This window comes from Kitasatospora sp. NPDC092039, assembly GCF_044756065.1.
In the GTDB taxonomy this organism is placed as follows: Bacteria; Actinomycetota; Actinomycetes; order Streptomycetales; family Streptomycetaceae; genus Kitasatospora.
Genome location: NZ_JBIVSD010000009.1, coordinates 189,598 through 204,645, shown reverse-complemented (window position 1 = coordinate 204,645; position 15,048 = coordinate 189,598). Strand labels below are relative to the sequence as shown.

Genomic DNA, 15,048 nt, shown 5'->3' with positions numbered 1-15,048 from the left:
AGGCCCTACCCGGCCGTGACCTCGATCCCGGCCCGGCGCAGCAGCGCCGCCGTCACCCCGTCGCCGGGGCGCAGCTGCCCGGTGAACGTCCCGTCGTAGACCTGCCCGCAGCCGCAGGACGGGCTGCGCGCCATCAGCACCGCCCGCCGCGCCCCCGCCTCCTCGGCGGCGGCCAGCGCCGCCCGGGCGCCGGCCAGGAACTCCTCGGTGCAGTCGGTGCCGGTGGCGTCCACCACCCGGGCCCGCCCGTCCAGCACGTCCGCGCCGTCCCCGCCCACGATCTCCGCCGGCGGCCGCGGCGTCGGCAGCCCGCCGGCCCCCTCCGGGCACACCACCACGGCACGGCCGTCCCCGACCAGCCGCACGGCGCCGTCGGAGGTCTTCGCCCGCCCGTCGTACCGGCACGGAATCCCGGCCAGACACGCGCTCACCACGATCGGTTCCACAGCACACAGATTAAGCGGGGACTCGTCGCAGTTCACTCCTGACGAGGTCCTGCTCGTCGTCGAGGTCGTCTCGCCGGAGTCCGCACACCGCGACCGTACGGTCAAGGTCCGCGAGTACGCCGAAGCAGGTATTCCGCACTACTGGATCGTCGAGGAGGAGGACGACGGCTTGCCGGGCGTGCACGTCCACGAGCTGGACGTCCCGACTTCCTCCTGCGTCCCGGCCGGGATCCTCCGGGGCGGGCTCGAACGGCCGGTGCCGTTCCCGATCGCCGTCGACCTCGGGCGTGCGGGGGATTGAGGGTTCGGCGTAAGGACCTGCGAGACTGCGGAGCATGTCGGATGCACAGGTCGTCGTCGTCGGTGGTGGGATCGCGGGGCTGGCTGCGGCCGCCTTCCTGAGTGGGGCGGCCGGGGGGCCGGCGCGGACGCGGGTGACGGTGCTGGAGGCGTCCGCGCGGGTCGGCGGGAAGCTGTGGGGCGGTGAGGTCGGCGGGGTCCGGGTGGACCTCGGGGCCGAGTCGGTGCTGGCCCGGCGGCCGGAGGCGGTGGAGCTGGCGCGGGCGGTCGGACTCGGCGAGGAGCTGGAGCCGCCGACCACCGCGAAGGCCGCGATCTGGACCCGCGGCGCGCTGCGGCCGCTGCCCGGCGGGCAGGTGATGGGCGTCCCGGGTGACCTGGCGGCGCTGGCCGCCTCCGGGGTGCTGACCGACGGAGGACTGGAGCGGGCCCGGCACGAACAGGCCACCGAGGTCGGCGACGACGTCGCGATCGGCCGCTACGTCGCCGACCGGCTGGGCCAGGAGGTGGTGGACCGGCTGGTCGAGCCGCTGCTCGGCGGCGTCTACGCCGGCCGCGCCGACGAGATCTCACTGCGTGCCGCCGTCCCGCAGCTGCTGTCCATCGCGCGTGGCGGCGGCTCGCTGGTCGAGGGGGTGCACGAGCTGGCCTCGCGGCCGAAGGTGGTCGGCACCCCGGTGTTCCAGGGCCTGCGCGGCGGCCTCGGCACCCTGCCCGGCGCGGTGGCCGCGGCCTGCGTCGAGGCGGGGGTGGACGTGCGCACCGACGCCCCGGTGGACGAGCTGCGACGCACCCCCGGCGGCTGGCGGGTGGTGACCGGCGGCGAGGTGCTGCACGCGGACGCCGTGGTGCTGGCCGTCCCGGCCCCCGCCGCGGCCCGGCTGCTGCGCGAGGACGCCCCGGCGGCCGCCGCCGAGCTGGACGCCGTCGAGTACGCGGGCATGGCCCTGGTGACCCTCGCCTTCCGCCGCGCCGACCTGGCCGAACTCCCGAGCGGCAGCGGCTTCCTGGTGCCGCCGGTGGACGGGCGGCGGATCAAGGCCTCGACGTTCTCCTCCAACAAGTGGGGCTGGCTGGAGCGTTCCGCGCCGGACGCGTTCCTGCTGCGCACCTCGCTCGGCCGGTACCGCGAGGAGGAGGCGCTGGGGCTGGCGGACGAGGAGCTGGTGGCCCGCTCGCTGGCGGACCTGGAGGAGGCGGTCGGGCTGACCGCCAGGCCGTACGACACCTTCGTCTCCCGCTTCTCGGCCGGTCTGCCGCAGTACCCGGTGGGGCACCTGGACCGGGTGGCCCGGGTGCGGGCGGCGGCCGGGCGGGTGGGCGCGCTGGCGCTGTGCGGCGCCGCGTACGACGGGGTGGGCATCCCGGCGTGCATCGGTTCGGCGGCGGCCGCCGCCGCGGCCGTCGACAGACTGTTGACCCCGGCGACCGGGGAAGGTTCCACGGAGAGGACAATGGGCGCATGACTGAGAGCGTTGAGCGGGAGCCGGAGCAGCGGCCCGAGAAGAAGAAGGCACGCGACCTGAACCAGGTCATCCGCTACACCATGTGGTCGGTGTTCAAGCTCAAGGGCGCCCTGCCCGAGGACCGCACCGCGCTGGCCGCCGAGGTGGACGAGCTGTTCGCCCAGCTGGACGCCAAGGACGTGACCGTGCGCGGCACGTACGACGTCTCCGGTCTGCGCGCGGACGCCGACATCCTGGTCTGGTGGCACGCCGCCGACTCGGACGACCTCCAGGAGGCGTACAACCGCTTCCGCCGCACCGGCCTGGGCCGGCTGCTGGAGCCGGTCTGGTCGAACATGGCGCTGCACCGCCCGGCCGAGTTCAACAAGTCGCACATCCCGGCCTTCCTGGCCGACGAGCGCCCGCGCGACTACGTCTGCGTGTACCCGTTCGTCCGCTCCTACGAGTGGTACCTGCTGCCGGACGAGGAGCGGCGCGCGATGCTCGCCGAGCACGGCATGATGGCGCGCGGATACCCGGACGTGCGGGCCAACACGGTGGCCTCGTTCGCGCTCGGCGACTACGAGTGGCTGCTCGCCTTCGAGGCGGACGAGCTGCACCGGATCGTCGACCTGATGCGCGACCTGCGCCCGTCGCGGGCCCGGCTGCACGTCCGCGAGGAGGTGCCGTTCTTCACCGGCCGCCGCAAGCCGGTCGGCGAGCTGCTGAACGGCCTGGTCTGAGCGACCGGTCGGTGCCAGTCGACGTGGAGGCCGGTTCCCCGGATCAGGGGGAGCCGGCCTCCACGGCGTTCGGGCAGCCGCGGCGGGCGCGGCGAGGGCCGCGGGCTCAGGGCCGGTGCGGGCGCAGGGCGGCGCGGAGCCGGGCGTCGGGCAGGACGGCCGGGCCGTTCATGGCGACGGCGGTGAGCAGCTCGCGCTCCTCGTCGTCGGCCAGGCCGCGCTGGCGGGCCGGGCGGACCTCGCGCAGCACGTCCTGGCCGGTCGGGGAGGCCCAGCGGGTGTACGGGTAGACGTCGACCCGGGCCATCAGCAGGGTGCCCGAGGTGAGCACCAGCGGCAGTGAGAACCAGGCGAGCGGGGCGAGGGTGTCACCGCCGGTGAGGCCGCCGAGGGCCAGCGAGGCGGCCAGCATGACCAGCGCCAGCAGCAGTGCGTGCCGGACCTGCCGGATCACCACCACGGTGTTGCGCTGCACCAGGGCCGGGGTGGCCAGACCCGCCAGGGCGAGCCGGGCGCCGATCTCCAGCACGGTGGGGTGCTCGGCCATCGCCCGGCGCAGCTCGTCGGTCCGGCACTGGCCCTCGGAGCCGACGGTGGCGATGACCGCCCGCTCCAGGCGGCTGCGGCCCTTGGGGTCGACCACGGTCGTCCAGCCGGTGTGCGCCAGGTGCAGCCGGCCGCGGCCGGCCATCAGGACGAGCGCGAGTTCGACCACCCGGTCCGGGCCGCCAGCCAGGTAGGCGGTCTCGTAGAGGCCGATGCCGACGGCTTCGGGGGGCCGCAGACCGCTCTGGTCGGTGAGGGCGTCGGCGGTGGCGGTCATCCGGACCAGTCGGAGGCAGGACAGGACCGCCGCGACACAGGCCGGTATGAGGAACAGCAACCACATGGGCTTGTTGTATGCCTGCGTCGACGGCGCGCGGAACGCCTTCCCGGTCCGCGATACCGAACTGTGACGTCCGGCGGTGGCGTCGGAGGTGCGCGGAACCGGGCCGCCGAGCGCCCCCGGCCGGCCCGGCGGGCCTCAGGAGCCGCAGCCGCCGCCGCAGCTGGAACCGCAGCTGGAGGAGGACGAGGAGCCGCAGCTGGAGGAGCTGGAACCGCAGCTGGAGGAGGACGAGGAGCCACAGCTCGACGAGGACGACCCGCCGCTGGACGAGCCGCAGCCGGAGTGGGAGGAGCCGGAGCCGGAGTCGGAGGAGCCGCACCAGGAGGCGGAGGAGCACGAGGAGCCCGACGACGAGGACGAGGACGAGGACGATGCGGAGGCGTTCGCGGTGACCGCTTGCCGTACGGCCTCCTCCTCGGCCGACGCGGCCAGCATCGCGGCCTCCAGCTCCGGGTTCTCCAGCCCGGCGGCGGCCAGGCCGCCGAGCGCGAGCGCGCCCAGCAGCGCGCCGCCGGCCAGCCGGGGCGGCAGCCCGGAGTTGGGCGTCCACGGGCGGCCCTGCATCAGGGAGAGCTGGCGCTGCCCGGCCGGGGTGATCCGGCCCTTGACCGGCGGGGTGGCGAGCAGCGAGACGAAGCCGCCGGCCAGCAGGAGGCCCGGAACCCAGAGGTTCGGGCGCTCGTGGCCGGCGGCGCCGTCGTCGAGCAGCAGGGCGGCCGCGGCCGAGGCCACTACGACGAGCATCGCGAGCCAGAGCAGCCGGCGGGCGGTTCGGGCCCGCCGCAGCCGCTCGGGGCGGCGCAGCAGGCCGCGGTCGGCGAGCCGGTCGCCGATCTCCTGGACGGCGGCGGAGCGCATCACCGTGCGCCGCAGCGGGCCGAGTTGACGGCTGCCGGTCGGGCCGACGGCGTCCTGGACGGCCTGGTCGACCGCGTCGTACGGCTTGCCGCCGGTGAGCGTGACCAGGCCGGAGCGGCTGATCACGGCCTGCTCGGCCAGGTGCATCCGGACCAGGGCGGTGTCGACCACCCGCCCGGGCCCGCCGGACAGGAACGCGGTGTCGAGCAGCGGCAGGCCGCGGCCGGGCAGGCCCTTGGCGTACCGGACCCGGCCGATGCGCTGCCGGGTCTGGGCGGCGTACAGGGCGGCGGCCACCAGCAGGGCGGCCGGGACGATGAAGTAGTCGTTGTGCCACATGGGCGGTTTCCCCCGGGGTGGTGACGGTTGGTCAGGATGCGGTGGCGCCGTGGCCGCCGGTGGCCGGCTGCCGGCGCAGGGCCCGGCGCAGACGCGCGAGCGGGCCCGGCGGTCGTGCCGGTGCCGGGCGGAGCCACTGCTCCAGGGCCCGGCGGTGGTCGGCGGCGAGCGGGCCGCCGTCGGTGAGCGCCCACCGCGCGAAGGCCCGGGCATCGGCGCGGTAGCCGCCGGTCTGCGGGTGGGAGCGGGCGTAGCCGAGGAAGAGCGGCCCGTACCGCTCCCCGAGCAGGCGGGGCAGGTCCGGGGCCACCTTGGCGGTGGTGTCCCGCCGCTTGGCGGCCAGGCCGGTGGACTGGGCGCGGACCTGGCGCTCGTCGAAGCCGGGCGGGACGGGCCCGCCGGCCACCAGGGCGGCCAGCAGCTCCTCCTGGCGCCGGGCCAGGCGCCGCCGGGCGGCGGCGGTGTCCTGGTCGGCGGCGGGGGCCCGGTCGGCGTCCCGCCGTGCCGGTGTCGTCAGGTCGCTCATCGCGGGGTGCTCCCCTCCAGCACCCGGCGGATGGCGTCCAGTTCACCGGCCAGCTCGCTGGGCGGCGGGAAGTTGGCGTCCCGCTCCAGCAGCACCCCGGGCGGGGCGACCCGCGCGCAGAGTTCGGCCAGCACCTCCAGCACCGGTTCGGTGACGGGGTGGGCGTGGGTGTCGTGCCAGACGCCGTCGACCAGGGTGCCGCCCGCGACGTGGACGTAGGCGAGCGCCTCCAGCGGCAGGCGGTCGAGCTCGGCGGCCGGGTCGATGCCGAGGTTGACCCGGTTGGTGTGCAGGTTGGCGACGTCGATCAGCAGCCGGACACCGGTGCGCTCGACCAGCTCGGCGAGGAACTGGCCCTCGGTGAACTCGTCGTCCGGCCAGGCGAGCTGGGCGGCGACGTTCTCCAGGGCGAGCGGCACCGGCAGGTGGTCCTGGGCGATCCGGACGTTCTCGGCGATCACCCGCAGCGAGTCCCGGGTGCGGGGGACGGGCAGCAGGTGGCCCGCCTCCAGGCCGCCGGCCCGGACGAACGCCAGGTGCTCGGTGACCAGCGGGGAGCCGAGCGCCAGCGCGGCCCCGGCGAGCCGGTCGAGGCGGCCGGGGTCGGGCAGGTCGGCGCCGCCGAGGCCGAGGCCGACGCCGTGCGGGACGACGGTGACGCCGCGTTCGCGCAGCACGGTCAGGGAGTCGGGCAGGTGGTCGGCGCAGATGTTCTCGGCGACGACCTCGACCCAGTCCAGGCCGGGCTGGCGCTCGACCACGGTGTCGATCTCGCTGCGCCAGCCCAGGCCGACGCCCAGTCGGGACGGCGTTTCGCGGCCGGCGGCCGCTCGGAGCGCGCCGTTCACGGGCACGGCGGCGGCGCGGGGCAGTTCCAGGGCAGGGGAAGTCATCGGTTCGCCCCCTTCGGAGGGCCGGGTGGGAGGGCCGTCGACCGGTGCGGGCGTCGTCGCCGGAACCGCGCGGCCGTGCTGCTGAGAATGTCCCCGGGCGGGGTGGCTGCCAAGCCCCACCCGGTCTTCTCAGAGCATTATTTGAGCATGTCGGCCCGGGGGTGAGGGACTTTGGTCCCGAGCCCGGGCCGTCCGCGCAGGTGGGGCGCCCTTCCGGCGGGAAAATCGGAGGCGTCGGACGGGCGGGCGGGGCTAGCGTGGGAATCCATGACTTCTTCCTCTTCTTCTTCCTTGACGGTCCGTGACTTCCAGCCCGGGGACGCCGAGGCCGTGGTCGCGGCCCACCGGGCCGGGCGCGAGCACCTGGTGCTCTCCGCCGAGGCCCTGGTCTGGCTGAACGCCCGGCCCAGCCCCGAGGAGCACTTCCGCACCTTCGTCGCCGAGCTGGACGGCCGGGTGGTCGGCGCGGTGCGCTGCGGGGTGGTGCTCGGGACGACGACCGCGGGCGTCGGCTACGCCAACGGCAGCGTGCTGCCCGGGTTCCGGCGGCGCGGCGCGGCCTCGGCGCTGCTGGCCGCGGCCGAGCGGCACCTGACCGGCCACGGGGTGACCGAGCTGCACACCTGGCTGGACGACGAGCCCGCCTCGCTGGCCTTCGCCACCGCCCGGGGCTACCGGCTCGGGCGCGCCATGCACTTCGCCGGACGGGACCTGGCGCTCCCGCTGCCGCCCGCGCCGGTACGGCCGGCCGGTGTCGAGCTGCGCCCGGCCGCCGACTGGGCGGCCGACCCGCACCCGGTGTTCCTGGTCGAGGCGGACGCCATCCTGGACGAGCCCGGCAGCGAGGTGCCGATGGACGCCCTGGAGTACGAGGACTGGCTGCGCGACGACTGGTCCCGGCCGGACCGGGACCTGGCGCTGAGCGTCGTGGCCGTGGTGGACGGTCGGCCGGCCGCGTTCAGCATGGCGCAGACCGACGGGGAGGGCCGCTACTGGTCGGCGTTCACCGCCTGCCGCCGGGAGTTCCGCGGCCGGGGGCTGACCAAGCTGGCCAAGCTGGAGTCGCTGCGGCTCGCCGCGGCGGCGGGCCACCGGTACGCGTACACCAGCAACGACACGACCAACGGGCCGATGCTGGCGATCAACGCCTGGCTCGGGTACGAGCGCTGCGCGGGGGAGCGCAAGGGCGTCAAGCGGCTGGAGCGGCCGTCGGTGCAGGAGGGCTGACGCTCCGGCCCGGCGTGCCGGGCCGGCGTGCCCGGCCGCGGGCGGGGACGGCGGCGGGGAAGGGCCGCGGCCGGGGCTGGACCGGCCCGTGCCCGCCCGCGGCCGGCGGGCCGAGCCACTTCGGCCAGATGTGGTCCAGACCAGGTGGGACGAATCGGGACGGTCCGGGTTGCTCCGGGCGTGAAGTGGCTTGAACCGCAATGGTTTTGCTCCACTCCTGTCACCGGATGGGGATAATCGCGCACATGACGATCAGCCGTGCGAACGTGAGCGCGATTGCCGAGGACCTGTACGTGTGGCTCCCGCCGAAGCGGGGCTGGGGCCTGGCCAACTGTGGGCTGCTGGCCTCGGAGACCACCGCGCTCTGGATCGACACGCCGTACGACCCCTCGATGGCCGGGGAGTTCCTCGCCGCGAGCCGGCGGCTGCTGCCCGACGGGGTCGGGATCGACCGGGTGGTCGTCACCCACGCCAACGGGGACCACCTGTGGGGCGCCGGGGTGCTGCCGGAGGCCGAGGTGATCGCCACCCGCGAGGCGCTGGAGCACATCCACTGGGAGCCCACCCCGCAGCAGCAGCACGCGCTGGTCGCCAACAGCGACCCGGACTCGCCGCTCGGCGGCTACCTGAAGGAGCACTTCGGGGGGTTCGACTGGTCCAGCACCGAGCCGGTGCGCCCCGACACCGTCTTCACCGGCGAGCTGGAGCTGACCGTCGGCCGCTACCCGGTGCGGATCACCAGCCTGCCCGCCGCCCACACCGGCGGCGACCTGATGGTCCACCTCCCGCACCAGCGCACGGTGTTCACCGGCGACGTGATCTTCTCCTCGACGCCCGAGCAGCCCGGCGACCACCCCTCGCACTGGGCCGGACCGCTGGAGAACGTCATCGGCGCCTGCGAGCAGGCCTTGGCCACCGGTGCGGAGATCTTCGTGCCAGGCCACGGCCCGGTGCTCGACCGCGACGGCGTCCAGCAGCACATCGGCTACCTCGCCTACGTCCGCGAGCGCGCCCACACCCTGCACGCCGCCGGGATACCCGCCCTGGACGCCGCCCGACGGGTGATCGCCGAGCAGCGCCATCCCGAACTCGGCCTGCCGGAGCGGCTGGTGCTCACCGTCGCGGCCGAGTACCGGCACCTGGACGGCTCGGCGGCCCCGGGCGCCCTGGAGGCCCTGGGCCAGGTCGCCCTGGTGGCCCGGGAGCTGGCCGAGGACGCCGCCCGCGCCCCGCGCCCGCGCACCGTCCGGAACTGACCCGGCCCGCGCCCCCTCCCCACCACCAGCCCGACAGGCCCGGCGGGCCCGGCCGCAGCGCCCGGTCCGACCCGCAGCACGCACCCCGAGGACTCCGATGACGCAGATCGCGCTGATCGTCGTGGCGCTGGTCGCCGCCGTGGCCGCGGCCGTGCTCGCCCGCGGCCGGGCCGGGGCCGTCGCCCGGGCGACGGCCGCCGAGGCCGCGCTCGACCGGGGCGAGGAGCGCACCCGGGCCGCCGAGGGCCGGCTCGCCCGCGCCGAGCAGCAGCAGCGCGAGGCGCAGGAGGCCGCCCGTCGCTCCGCCGAGGAGGCCCGGCGGGCGGAGGAGCGCGCCCGGGCCGCGGAGGACGGTGCCCGCGAGGCGCGGGAGGCGGCCCGGCAGGCCGAGGACACCGCCCGGGACGCCGTGCGGCAGGGCGCCGCCGCGACCGCCCGGGCCGAGCAGGCCGACCGCGCGCTCGCCGAGGCCGAGGCCCGCGGCGCCGCACTGCTCGCCGAGATCGGCCACCTCGCCCAGGAGCGGGTCGCCGCCACCGCCGTACGGCTCACCCACACCAACGCCCCGCTGGTCGGCCCGCTGGACCCGCAGGCCGTCGGCCCCGAGGCCGTCCGGGCACTGCAGGCCGTGCTGGACGCCGCCCAGGCCGCGCTCGCCGACGAGCGCGAACGGGTGGACGCCGCCGCCCGCGCCGCCATGCGCGGCGCCACCTCCCGGATCCAGACCCTGCTGTACCAGATCCAGAGCCTGGTCCAGCAGCTCCAGCACGAGAACGACGACCCCCGGCTGCTGGAGGTCGACTTCCGCAACGAGGTCGCGCTGCGCCGGATCCAGACCGTGGCGGTGCTCTGCGAGGCCTGGCCGGGCCTGGCCCGCACCGACTCGCCGCTCGCCGAGGTGGTGGTCGGCGCGCTCTCCCGGGTGCCCGGCTACGCCCGGATCAAGGTCGCCAACCACCTGCGCGAGCAGCGCCTCGCCGTGGTCGCCCGGGCCGCCGAGCCGGTCGCCGTCACCATCGCCGAGCTGCTCGCCAACGCCACCGCGTACTCCCACCCGGAGACCGACGTCCCGGTCACCGTCCAGCAGGGCGGCCGCGGCGCGCTCGTGATCATCGACGACAGCGGCATCGGCATGGACGAGGACCAGCTGCGCCGCGCCCGCCGGCTGCTGGCCGGCCCGCCGGACATGCTGCTCACCGAGCTCGGCAACCCGCCCAAGACCGGCTTCGCGGTGATCGGCAAGCTGGCCCGGCAGTACGGCTTCTCCTGTCACATCGAGCCCTCGCCGTACGGCGGCATGCGGACCATCCTGCGCATCCCGGCGGCGCTGGTGACCGTGGTGGACGACGAGCAGCCGCTGTCGGTGCTCACCCCGCTGCCGCTGCGGGCCGGTGCCGGGCCGGCCCCGGCGCCCACCGTCGCGGCCGTCCCGCCGATGCGCGACGCGGAGGAGCCGGACGGCCCGCGGCTCGCCGACCGCCACGACCAGCCGGGCCCGCACCCGGCGCCGGCCATCCGCGTGGTCCCCGATCCGGTCGCGGACGGGCGCGCGGCGGACGGCCCCGCGGCCGACACTCCCGCGACGGGCACCCCCGCGGCCGACACTCCCGGGACGGGCACCCCCGCGCCCGAGACCCCCACGGCCGAGACCCCCGCGGCCGACGACGGCACCGGCCTGCCCACCCGGCGCCGCCGCCGTCCGCTGACCGCCGAAGGGCCGGCCGCCGGGGAGCCCGCCCCCACCCCCGCCGCCGCCGAACGCACCCCCGAGCAGGCCGCCGCCCACTGGCAGGCGCTGCAGCGGGGCACCGACTCCGGCCGGGCCGCCGTGGCCCGGGCCACTCGGGAGGAGGCCGCCGCCGGTGCCGCGCCCGGCCCCGCAGCCCCCGCAAGCGGCGACAGCACCACCGGCACCCCCGCCACCTCCGGCGACACCACTCCCGGCGACGCCACCCCCGGCCGCGCCCCCGGCGACACCACCGCCGACCGCGCCCCCGGTGTCCGCGCCGCCGGTCCGACCCCAGAAGGAGCCGAGCAGTGAGCAGCACGCCCAGCCCGACCGCCACCGACGAGATCTCGTGGGTGCTGACCCCGCTGCTGGAGCTGCCGGGGGTGCTGCACGCGGTCATCGCCACCGGGGACGGCCTGGTCGAGGGCGCCTCGGACGGTCTGGAGCGCGCCTCGGCCGAGCGGGTCGCCGCGATGACCGCCACCGTGCACGCCGCCGCCCGGGCCTTCACCGCCGCGTTCACCGACGCCGAGCGGCCCCGGCTGGCCCAGACCGTGGTGGAGTCCGATCTCGGCTACGCCGTCGTGGTGCCCGCCGGGGAGAACACCTCGCTCGCCGTGTTCACCTCTCCGGACGCCCAGCTCGGCAACGTGGCCTACCAGATGCAGCTGCAGGTCGCCGCCCTCGGTCGCGCGCTCGCGAGCCCGGCCCGGCGGCAGGAGGACGACGACCGGTCATGACCGCCGCCCCCCGCAGGCGGATGGTGCCCGCCTACCTGGCCACCGGCGGCCGCAGCCGCCCCGGAACCAAGGGCTTCGAGCGGCTGACCGTGCTGTTCGCCGACCGCGCCGACCCGCCGGACGCGCTCGAACCCGAACACCGCCGGCTCTGGGAGCTGCTGCGCCCCGGCGCGCTGACCGTGGTGGAGGCCGCCGCGCACCTGCGCCTGCCGGTCAGCGCCACCGTCTTCCTCGCGGCCGACCTGGTCGAGGCGGGCTGCCTGCACGCCCGCGCGCCGATCCCGCGTGCCCAGCAGACCGACCGTTCCATCGTCGAGAGGCTCCTCGTTGGACTCCGTGCGCTCCGGTGACCCGGCCGGACGGCCGGGCCCGGAAGACCAGACAGGACGGCCCGGAGGGACGGAGCAGCCGGGCCGGATCGGCTACCTGCCCGACCGGGACCAGACGCTGATGAAGCTGGTGGTGGCCGGCCCGTTCGGGGTCGGCAAGACCACCCTGATCCGCACCCTCTCCGAGATCGCCACCCTGCACACCGAGGAGGCGATGACCGAGACCGGCCGCCCGGTGGACGACCTGGCCGGCCTGCCGGGGAAGAGCACCACCACCGTCGCCGTCGACTTCGGCCGGCTCACCCTGCCCGGCAACGTCGTGCTCTACATGTTCGGCACCCCCGGACAGCGCCGCTTCTTCCCGCTCTGGCAGGACATCGCCCGCGGCGCCGTGGGCGCCCTGGTGCTCGCCGACACCCGCAGGCTGGCCGACTCCTTCGAGATCATGGACATGGTCGAGGAGCAGGGCCTGCCGTACGCCGTCGCCGTCAACCGCTTCCCGGACGCACCGGACCACCCGGTCGAGGTGCTGCGCACCCACCTGGACCTGCACGCCGCCACCCCGCTGCTGCTCTGCGACGCCCGGGACCGCGACAGCAGCCTGGACACGCTGATCGCGCTGGCCGAGCACGTCCTGGACGCCCTGCCCGCCGCCCCCGCCACCCCGGAGCAGCCGTGACCGCCGAGTCCCGCCCGACCCCGATCCACGGCCCGGCCTTCGCCGCCGACCCCCAGCCGGTCTACGAGCGGTTGCGGCGGCACGGCGCGGTCGCCCCGGTGGAGGTCGCGCCCGGCGTCGACGCCCTGCTGGTCACCGACTACCAGGCCGCGCTGGACCTGCTGCGCGACACCGACACCTTCTCCAAGGACTCCCGGGCCTGGCAGCGGACCGTCCCGCCGGACTCCCCGCTGCTGCCGGTGCTCGGCTACCGCCCGACCGCGCTGTTCAGCGACGGCGAGACGCACGCCCGCTACCGGGCGGTGATCACCGACGCCCTCGCGCTGTTCGAACCGCACCGGCTCCAGCGCCAGGTCGCCGAGACCGCGCACCGGCTGATCGACCGCTTCGCCGCCGTCGGGCACGCCGACCTGATCGCCGAGTACGCCCGCCAGCTGCCCGCCTTCGTGCTCACCACCTGGTTCGGGGTGCCGGAGGAGCAGCGGGCCGAGGTGGTGGCCGCGATCACAGGGCTGATCGAGTCCACCGCGAAGGCCGGCGCCTCGTACGGCAAGCTCCTGGCGGTGGTCACCGCGATGGTCGCCGAGCGCCGCGAGCGCCCCCGGCACGACCTCGCCTCCTGGTACGTCACCCACCCGGTCGGCCTGGACGACGACGAGGTGATCCGGCAGATCACCCTGACCCTGATCGCCGGGCACGAGCCGACCACCAACCTGATCGGCAACGCCCTGCTGCGCCTGCTCACCGACGCCCGCTACGCCGGTTCGCTGTTCGGCGGCGCGATGACCGCCCACCAGGCGATCGACGAGGTGCTCTGGCACGAGCCGCCGATGGCCAACCTCTCGGCGCACTACCCGCGGTACGACATCACCTTCCACGGCCGGGAGATCAAGGCGGGCACGCTGGTCCTGGTCTCGTACGCGGCCGCCAACTCCCAGGCCGCGCCGCCCACCGGCGACGGCGGGCTGCGCAGCGGCGAGAGCGCCCACCTGGCCTGGGCGGCCGGGCCGCACGCCTGTCCGGCCCGGGACCCGGCCCTGCTGATCGCGATCACCGCCATCGAGCAGCTGGGCAGCCGCCTCAGCGACCTCGAACTGTCCACCCCCGCCGAGGAGCTGCTCTGGCGTCCGGGCCCGTTCCACCGGGCGCTGATGCACCTGCCGGTCCGCTTCGCGCCGGTCGCCGGCTGACCCGGCGGCACGATAACGCAACGTTGGACATTTTCGGTGACTTGCGTCCAGCCTGTGGGCGATTTCTATCGCCGGTGCCGTCTGGGTACCTTGTCGGCTAGATTGGGGTCGACCTTACGGATTCACGGTTTTAACGGGGTCTGCGACTATGTTGTTCGGGCGGCGATATCGACTTGAGGTGACGAATGGTCAGGCCGAGCTGTGTGGCACCTTTGGCGATATCTGTCGGGCCGTGTGGAACACTGCCTTGGAACAGCGACGTGAGTACCGGCGGCGCGACGCATGGATGAACTACGTGCCGCAGGCGGCGGAGCTGGCCGAGGCCAAGCGAGAGTTCCCATGGCTGGCAGCGGCCCCCTCCCATATTCTTCAGCAGACCCTGCGAGACCTTGAACGAGCCTGCCGGGAGCGCGGGACGTTCGGCGTGCGGTGGCGGTCCAGGAAGCGGTGGTCGCCATCGTTCCGCTTCCCGGACGCGAAGCAGATCGCGGTTGAGAGGATTGGCCGCAAATGGGGCCGTGTGCGGCTCCCCAAGCTCGGTTGGGTTCGGTTCCGCTGGTCTCGACCGCTTGGCGGTTGTGTCAGGTCGGCGACGGTGACTCGTCGGGGGCGGCACTGGTTCATCTCGTTTCAGATCGAGGACGGGCAGCCCGCCCCGATGGGGCACCCGTTGCCTGGTCGCGCCATCGGCATCGACAGAGGGGTGAAGGTGGCCGTGACGACATCGGACGGCGAGTTCTACGATCGACCATTTGTCACGCCGGGCGAGGCCGCAAGAATGCGTCGGCTACAGCAAAAACTGGCGCGGCAGAGGAAGGGCAGTAACCGCCGCCGAGAAACGGTGGCGGCGATCCGCGCTCTGACGACTCGGGCTCGTAACCGACGCGCGGACTTCTGCGCCTGGACGGCGAACACGATCGCGAACCGGAACGCACTGGTGGCTCTGGAGGATCTGCGCATCAAGTCCATGACCGCCAGCGCATCCGGAACAGTCGAAGAACCGGGCCGAAACGTCAGGCAGAAAGCCGGCCTCAATCGGTCCATCCTTGACAAGGGGTGGAAGCTGTTCGAACTCGCGCTTCGCAACAAAGGGCGCACCACCGGCACACTCGTCGTGCTGGTGAACCCGGCGTACACATCCCAGCAATGCAATGTGTGCGGGCATCTGGACCGGAAGTCGCGCAAGAGCCAAGCCGACTTCCGATGCGCTGCCTGCGGACATGCCGAACACGCTGATGTGAATGCCGCGAAGAATATCCTCAGCGCCGCAGGGCATGCGGTGCCAGGGCGTGGAGACCTCGGGGTTGCCCGGTCTGTGAAGCGCCAACCGCCGGTGGGGGGGGGCGCCGGGGGGGGGGGGGGGCCCGGCGGGCCCCCGGGGGGGGCGGGGGGGGGGGGGGGCGGGCGGGGGGGGGGGGGGCGGCGCCGGCGGGGGGGGGTGTGCGGGGGGGCGGTTGTT

At 75.2% G+C, this 15,048-nt stretch carries 13 protein-coding genes and 2 pseudogenes; 11 read left to right on the top strand and 4 right to left on the bottom strand.

Going from position 1 to position 15,048, the window contains the following annotated elements:
* Window positions 1-5: 5 nt before the first annotated feature.
* On the bottom strand, window positions 6-446 hold the full coding sequence (locus tag ACIQI7_RS19725; RefSeq protein ID WP_401111468.1) for a DUF523 domain-containing protein: 441 nt from the start codon (window positions 444-446) through the stop codon (window positions 6-8).
* A 19-nt stretch (window positions 447-465) separates the two neighbouring features.
* On the opposite strand from ACIQI7_RS19725, the pseudogene ACIQI7_RS19720 reads away from it, so the two are divergent.
* The 3 genes and pseudogenes from ACIQI7_RS19720 to hemQ form a co-directional block, all read left to right on the top strand.
* Window positions 466-747, top strand: a pseudogene (locus ACIQI7_RS19720) (Uma2 family endonuclease); the annotation flags it as partial.
* Between the two features lie 34 nt (window positions 748-781).
* Window positions 782-2,212 (top strand): protoporphyrinogen oxidase, encoded by a 1,431-nt coding sequence (gene hemG / locus ACIQI7_RS19715; protein WP_401111465.1) that lies wholly within the window; start codon window positions 782-784, stop codon window positions 2,210-2,212.
* The gene (gene hemQ / locus ACIQI7_RS19710) at window positions 2,209-2,934 is read left to right on the top strand and encodes a hydrogen peroxide-dependent heme synthase (protein WP_387757951.1); all 726 of its coding nucleotides are present in this window, start codon (window positions 2,209-2,211) and stop codon (window positions 2,932-2,934) included. The genes hemG and hemQ overlap by 4 nt, the downstream gene beginning before the upstream one ends.
* A 106-nt stretch (window positions 2,935-3,040) precedes the next feature.
* On the opposite strand, the gene ACIQI7_RS19705 is transcribed toward hemQ, so the two are convergent.
* From ACIQI7_RS19705 to ACIQI7_RS19695, 3 genes and pseudogenes are all read right to left on the bottom strand, one after another.
* Window positions 3,041-3,823 (bottom strand): TIGR04222 domain-containing membrane protein, encoded by a 783-nt coding sequence (locus ACIQI7_RS19705; RefSeq protein WP_401111461.1) that lies wholly within the window; start codon window positions 3,821-3,823, stop codon window positions 3,041-3,043.
* Window positions 3,824-3,958: 135 nt separating this feature from the next.
* Window positions 3,959-5,020 carry a TIGR04222 domain-containing membrane protein gene (locus ACIQI7_RS19700; protein ID WP_401111458.1) on the bottom strand — a complete coding sequence of 354 codons (1,062 nt, stop codon included), beginning with the start codon at window positions 5,018-5,020 and terminating at the stop codon, window positions 3,959-3,961.
* Between the two features lie 31 nt (window positions 5,021-5,051).
* A pseudogene (locus tag ACIQI7_RS19695) lies at window positions 5,052-6,439 on the bottom strand (DUF692 domain-containing protein).
* A 291-nt stretch (window positions 6,440-6,730) separates the two neighbouring features.
* On the opposite strand from ACIQI7_RS19695, the gene ACIQI7_RS19690 reads away from it, so the two are divergent.
* The 8 genes from ACIQI7_RS19690 to ACIQI7_RS19655 all read left to right on the top strand — a co-directional run.
* Window positions 6,731-7,666: a GNAT family N-acetyltransferase gene (locus ACIQI7_RS19690; RefSeq protein ID WP_401111455.1), complete on the top strand. Its 936-nt coding sequence runs from the start codon at window positions 6,731-6,733 to the stop codon at window positions 7,664-7,666.
* 245 nt (window positions 7,667-7,911) lie between these two features.
* Window positions 7,912-8,922, top strand: coding sequence for an MBL fold metallo-hydrolase (locus tag ACIQI7_RS19685; protein WP_401111452.1), 1,011 nt, complete (start codon window positions 7,912-7,914; stop codon window positions 8,920-8,922).
* 97 nt (window positions 8,923-9,019) lie between these two features.
* A complete protein-coding gene (locus tag ACIQI7_RS19680) occupies window positions 9,020-10,963 on the top strand; it encodes an ATP-binding protein (RefSeq protein ID WP_401111449.1) in 1,944 nt (647 codons plus the stop codon).
* Entirely contained in the window at window positions 10,960-11,391 is a 432-nt protein-coding gene (locus ACIQI7_RS19675; RefSeq protein WP_401111446.1) for a roadblock/LC7 domain-containing protein, read from the top strand. The genes ACIQI7_RS19680 and ACIQI7_RS19675 overlap by 4 nt, the downstream gene beginning before the upstream one ends.
* A complete protein-coding gene (locus tag ACIQI7_RS19670; RefSeq protein WP_387757962.1) occupies window positions 11,388-11,741 on the top strand; it encodes a DUF742 domain-containing protein in 354 nt (117 codons plus the stop codon). Before ACIQI7_RS19675 ends, ACIQI7_RS19670 begins: the two co-directional genes overlap by 4 nt.
* 100 nt (window positions 11,742-11,841) lie before the next feature.
* Window positions 11,842-12,399, top strand: coding sequence for an ATP/GTP-binding protein (locus tag ACIQI7_RS19665; protein WP_387757964.1), 558 nt, complete (start codon window positions 11,842-11,844; stop codon window positions 12,397-12,399).
* Window positions 12,396-13,589: a cytochrome P450 gene (locus ACIQI7_RS19660; protein WP_401111442.1), complete on the top strand. Its 1,194-nt coding sequence runs from the start codon at window positions 12,396-12,398 to the stop codon at window positions 13,587-13,589. Before ACIQI7_RS19665 ends, ACIQI7_RS19660 begins: the two co-directional genes overlap by 4 nt.
* Window positions 13,590-13,737: 148 nt before the next feature.
* A partial coding sequence (locus ACIQI7_RS19655; protein WP_401111736.1) for an RNA-guided endonuclease InsQ/TnpB family protein occupies window positions 13,738-15,048 on the top strand: 1,311 nt, incomplete at its 3' end.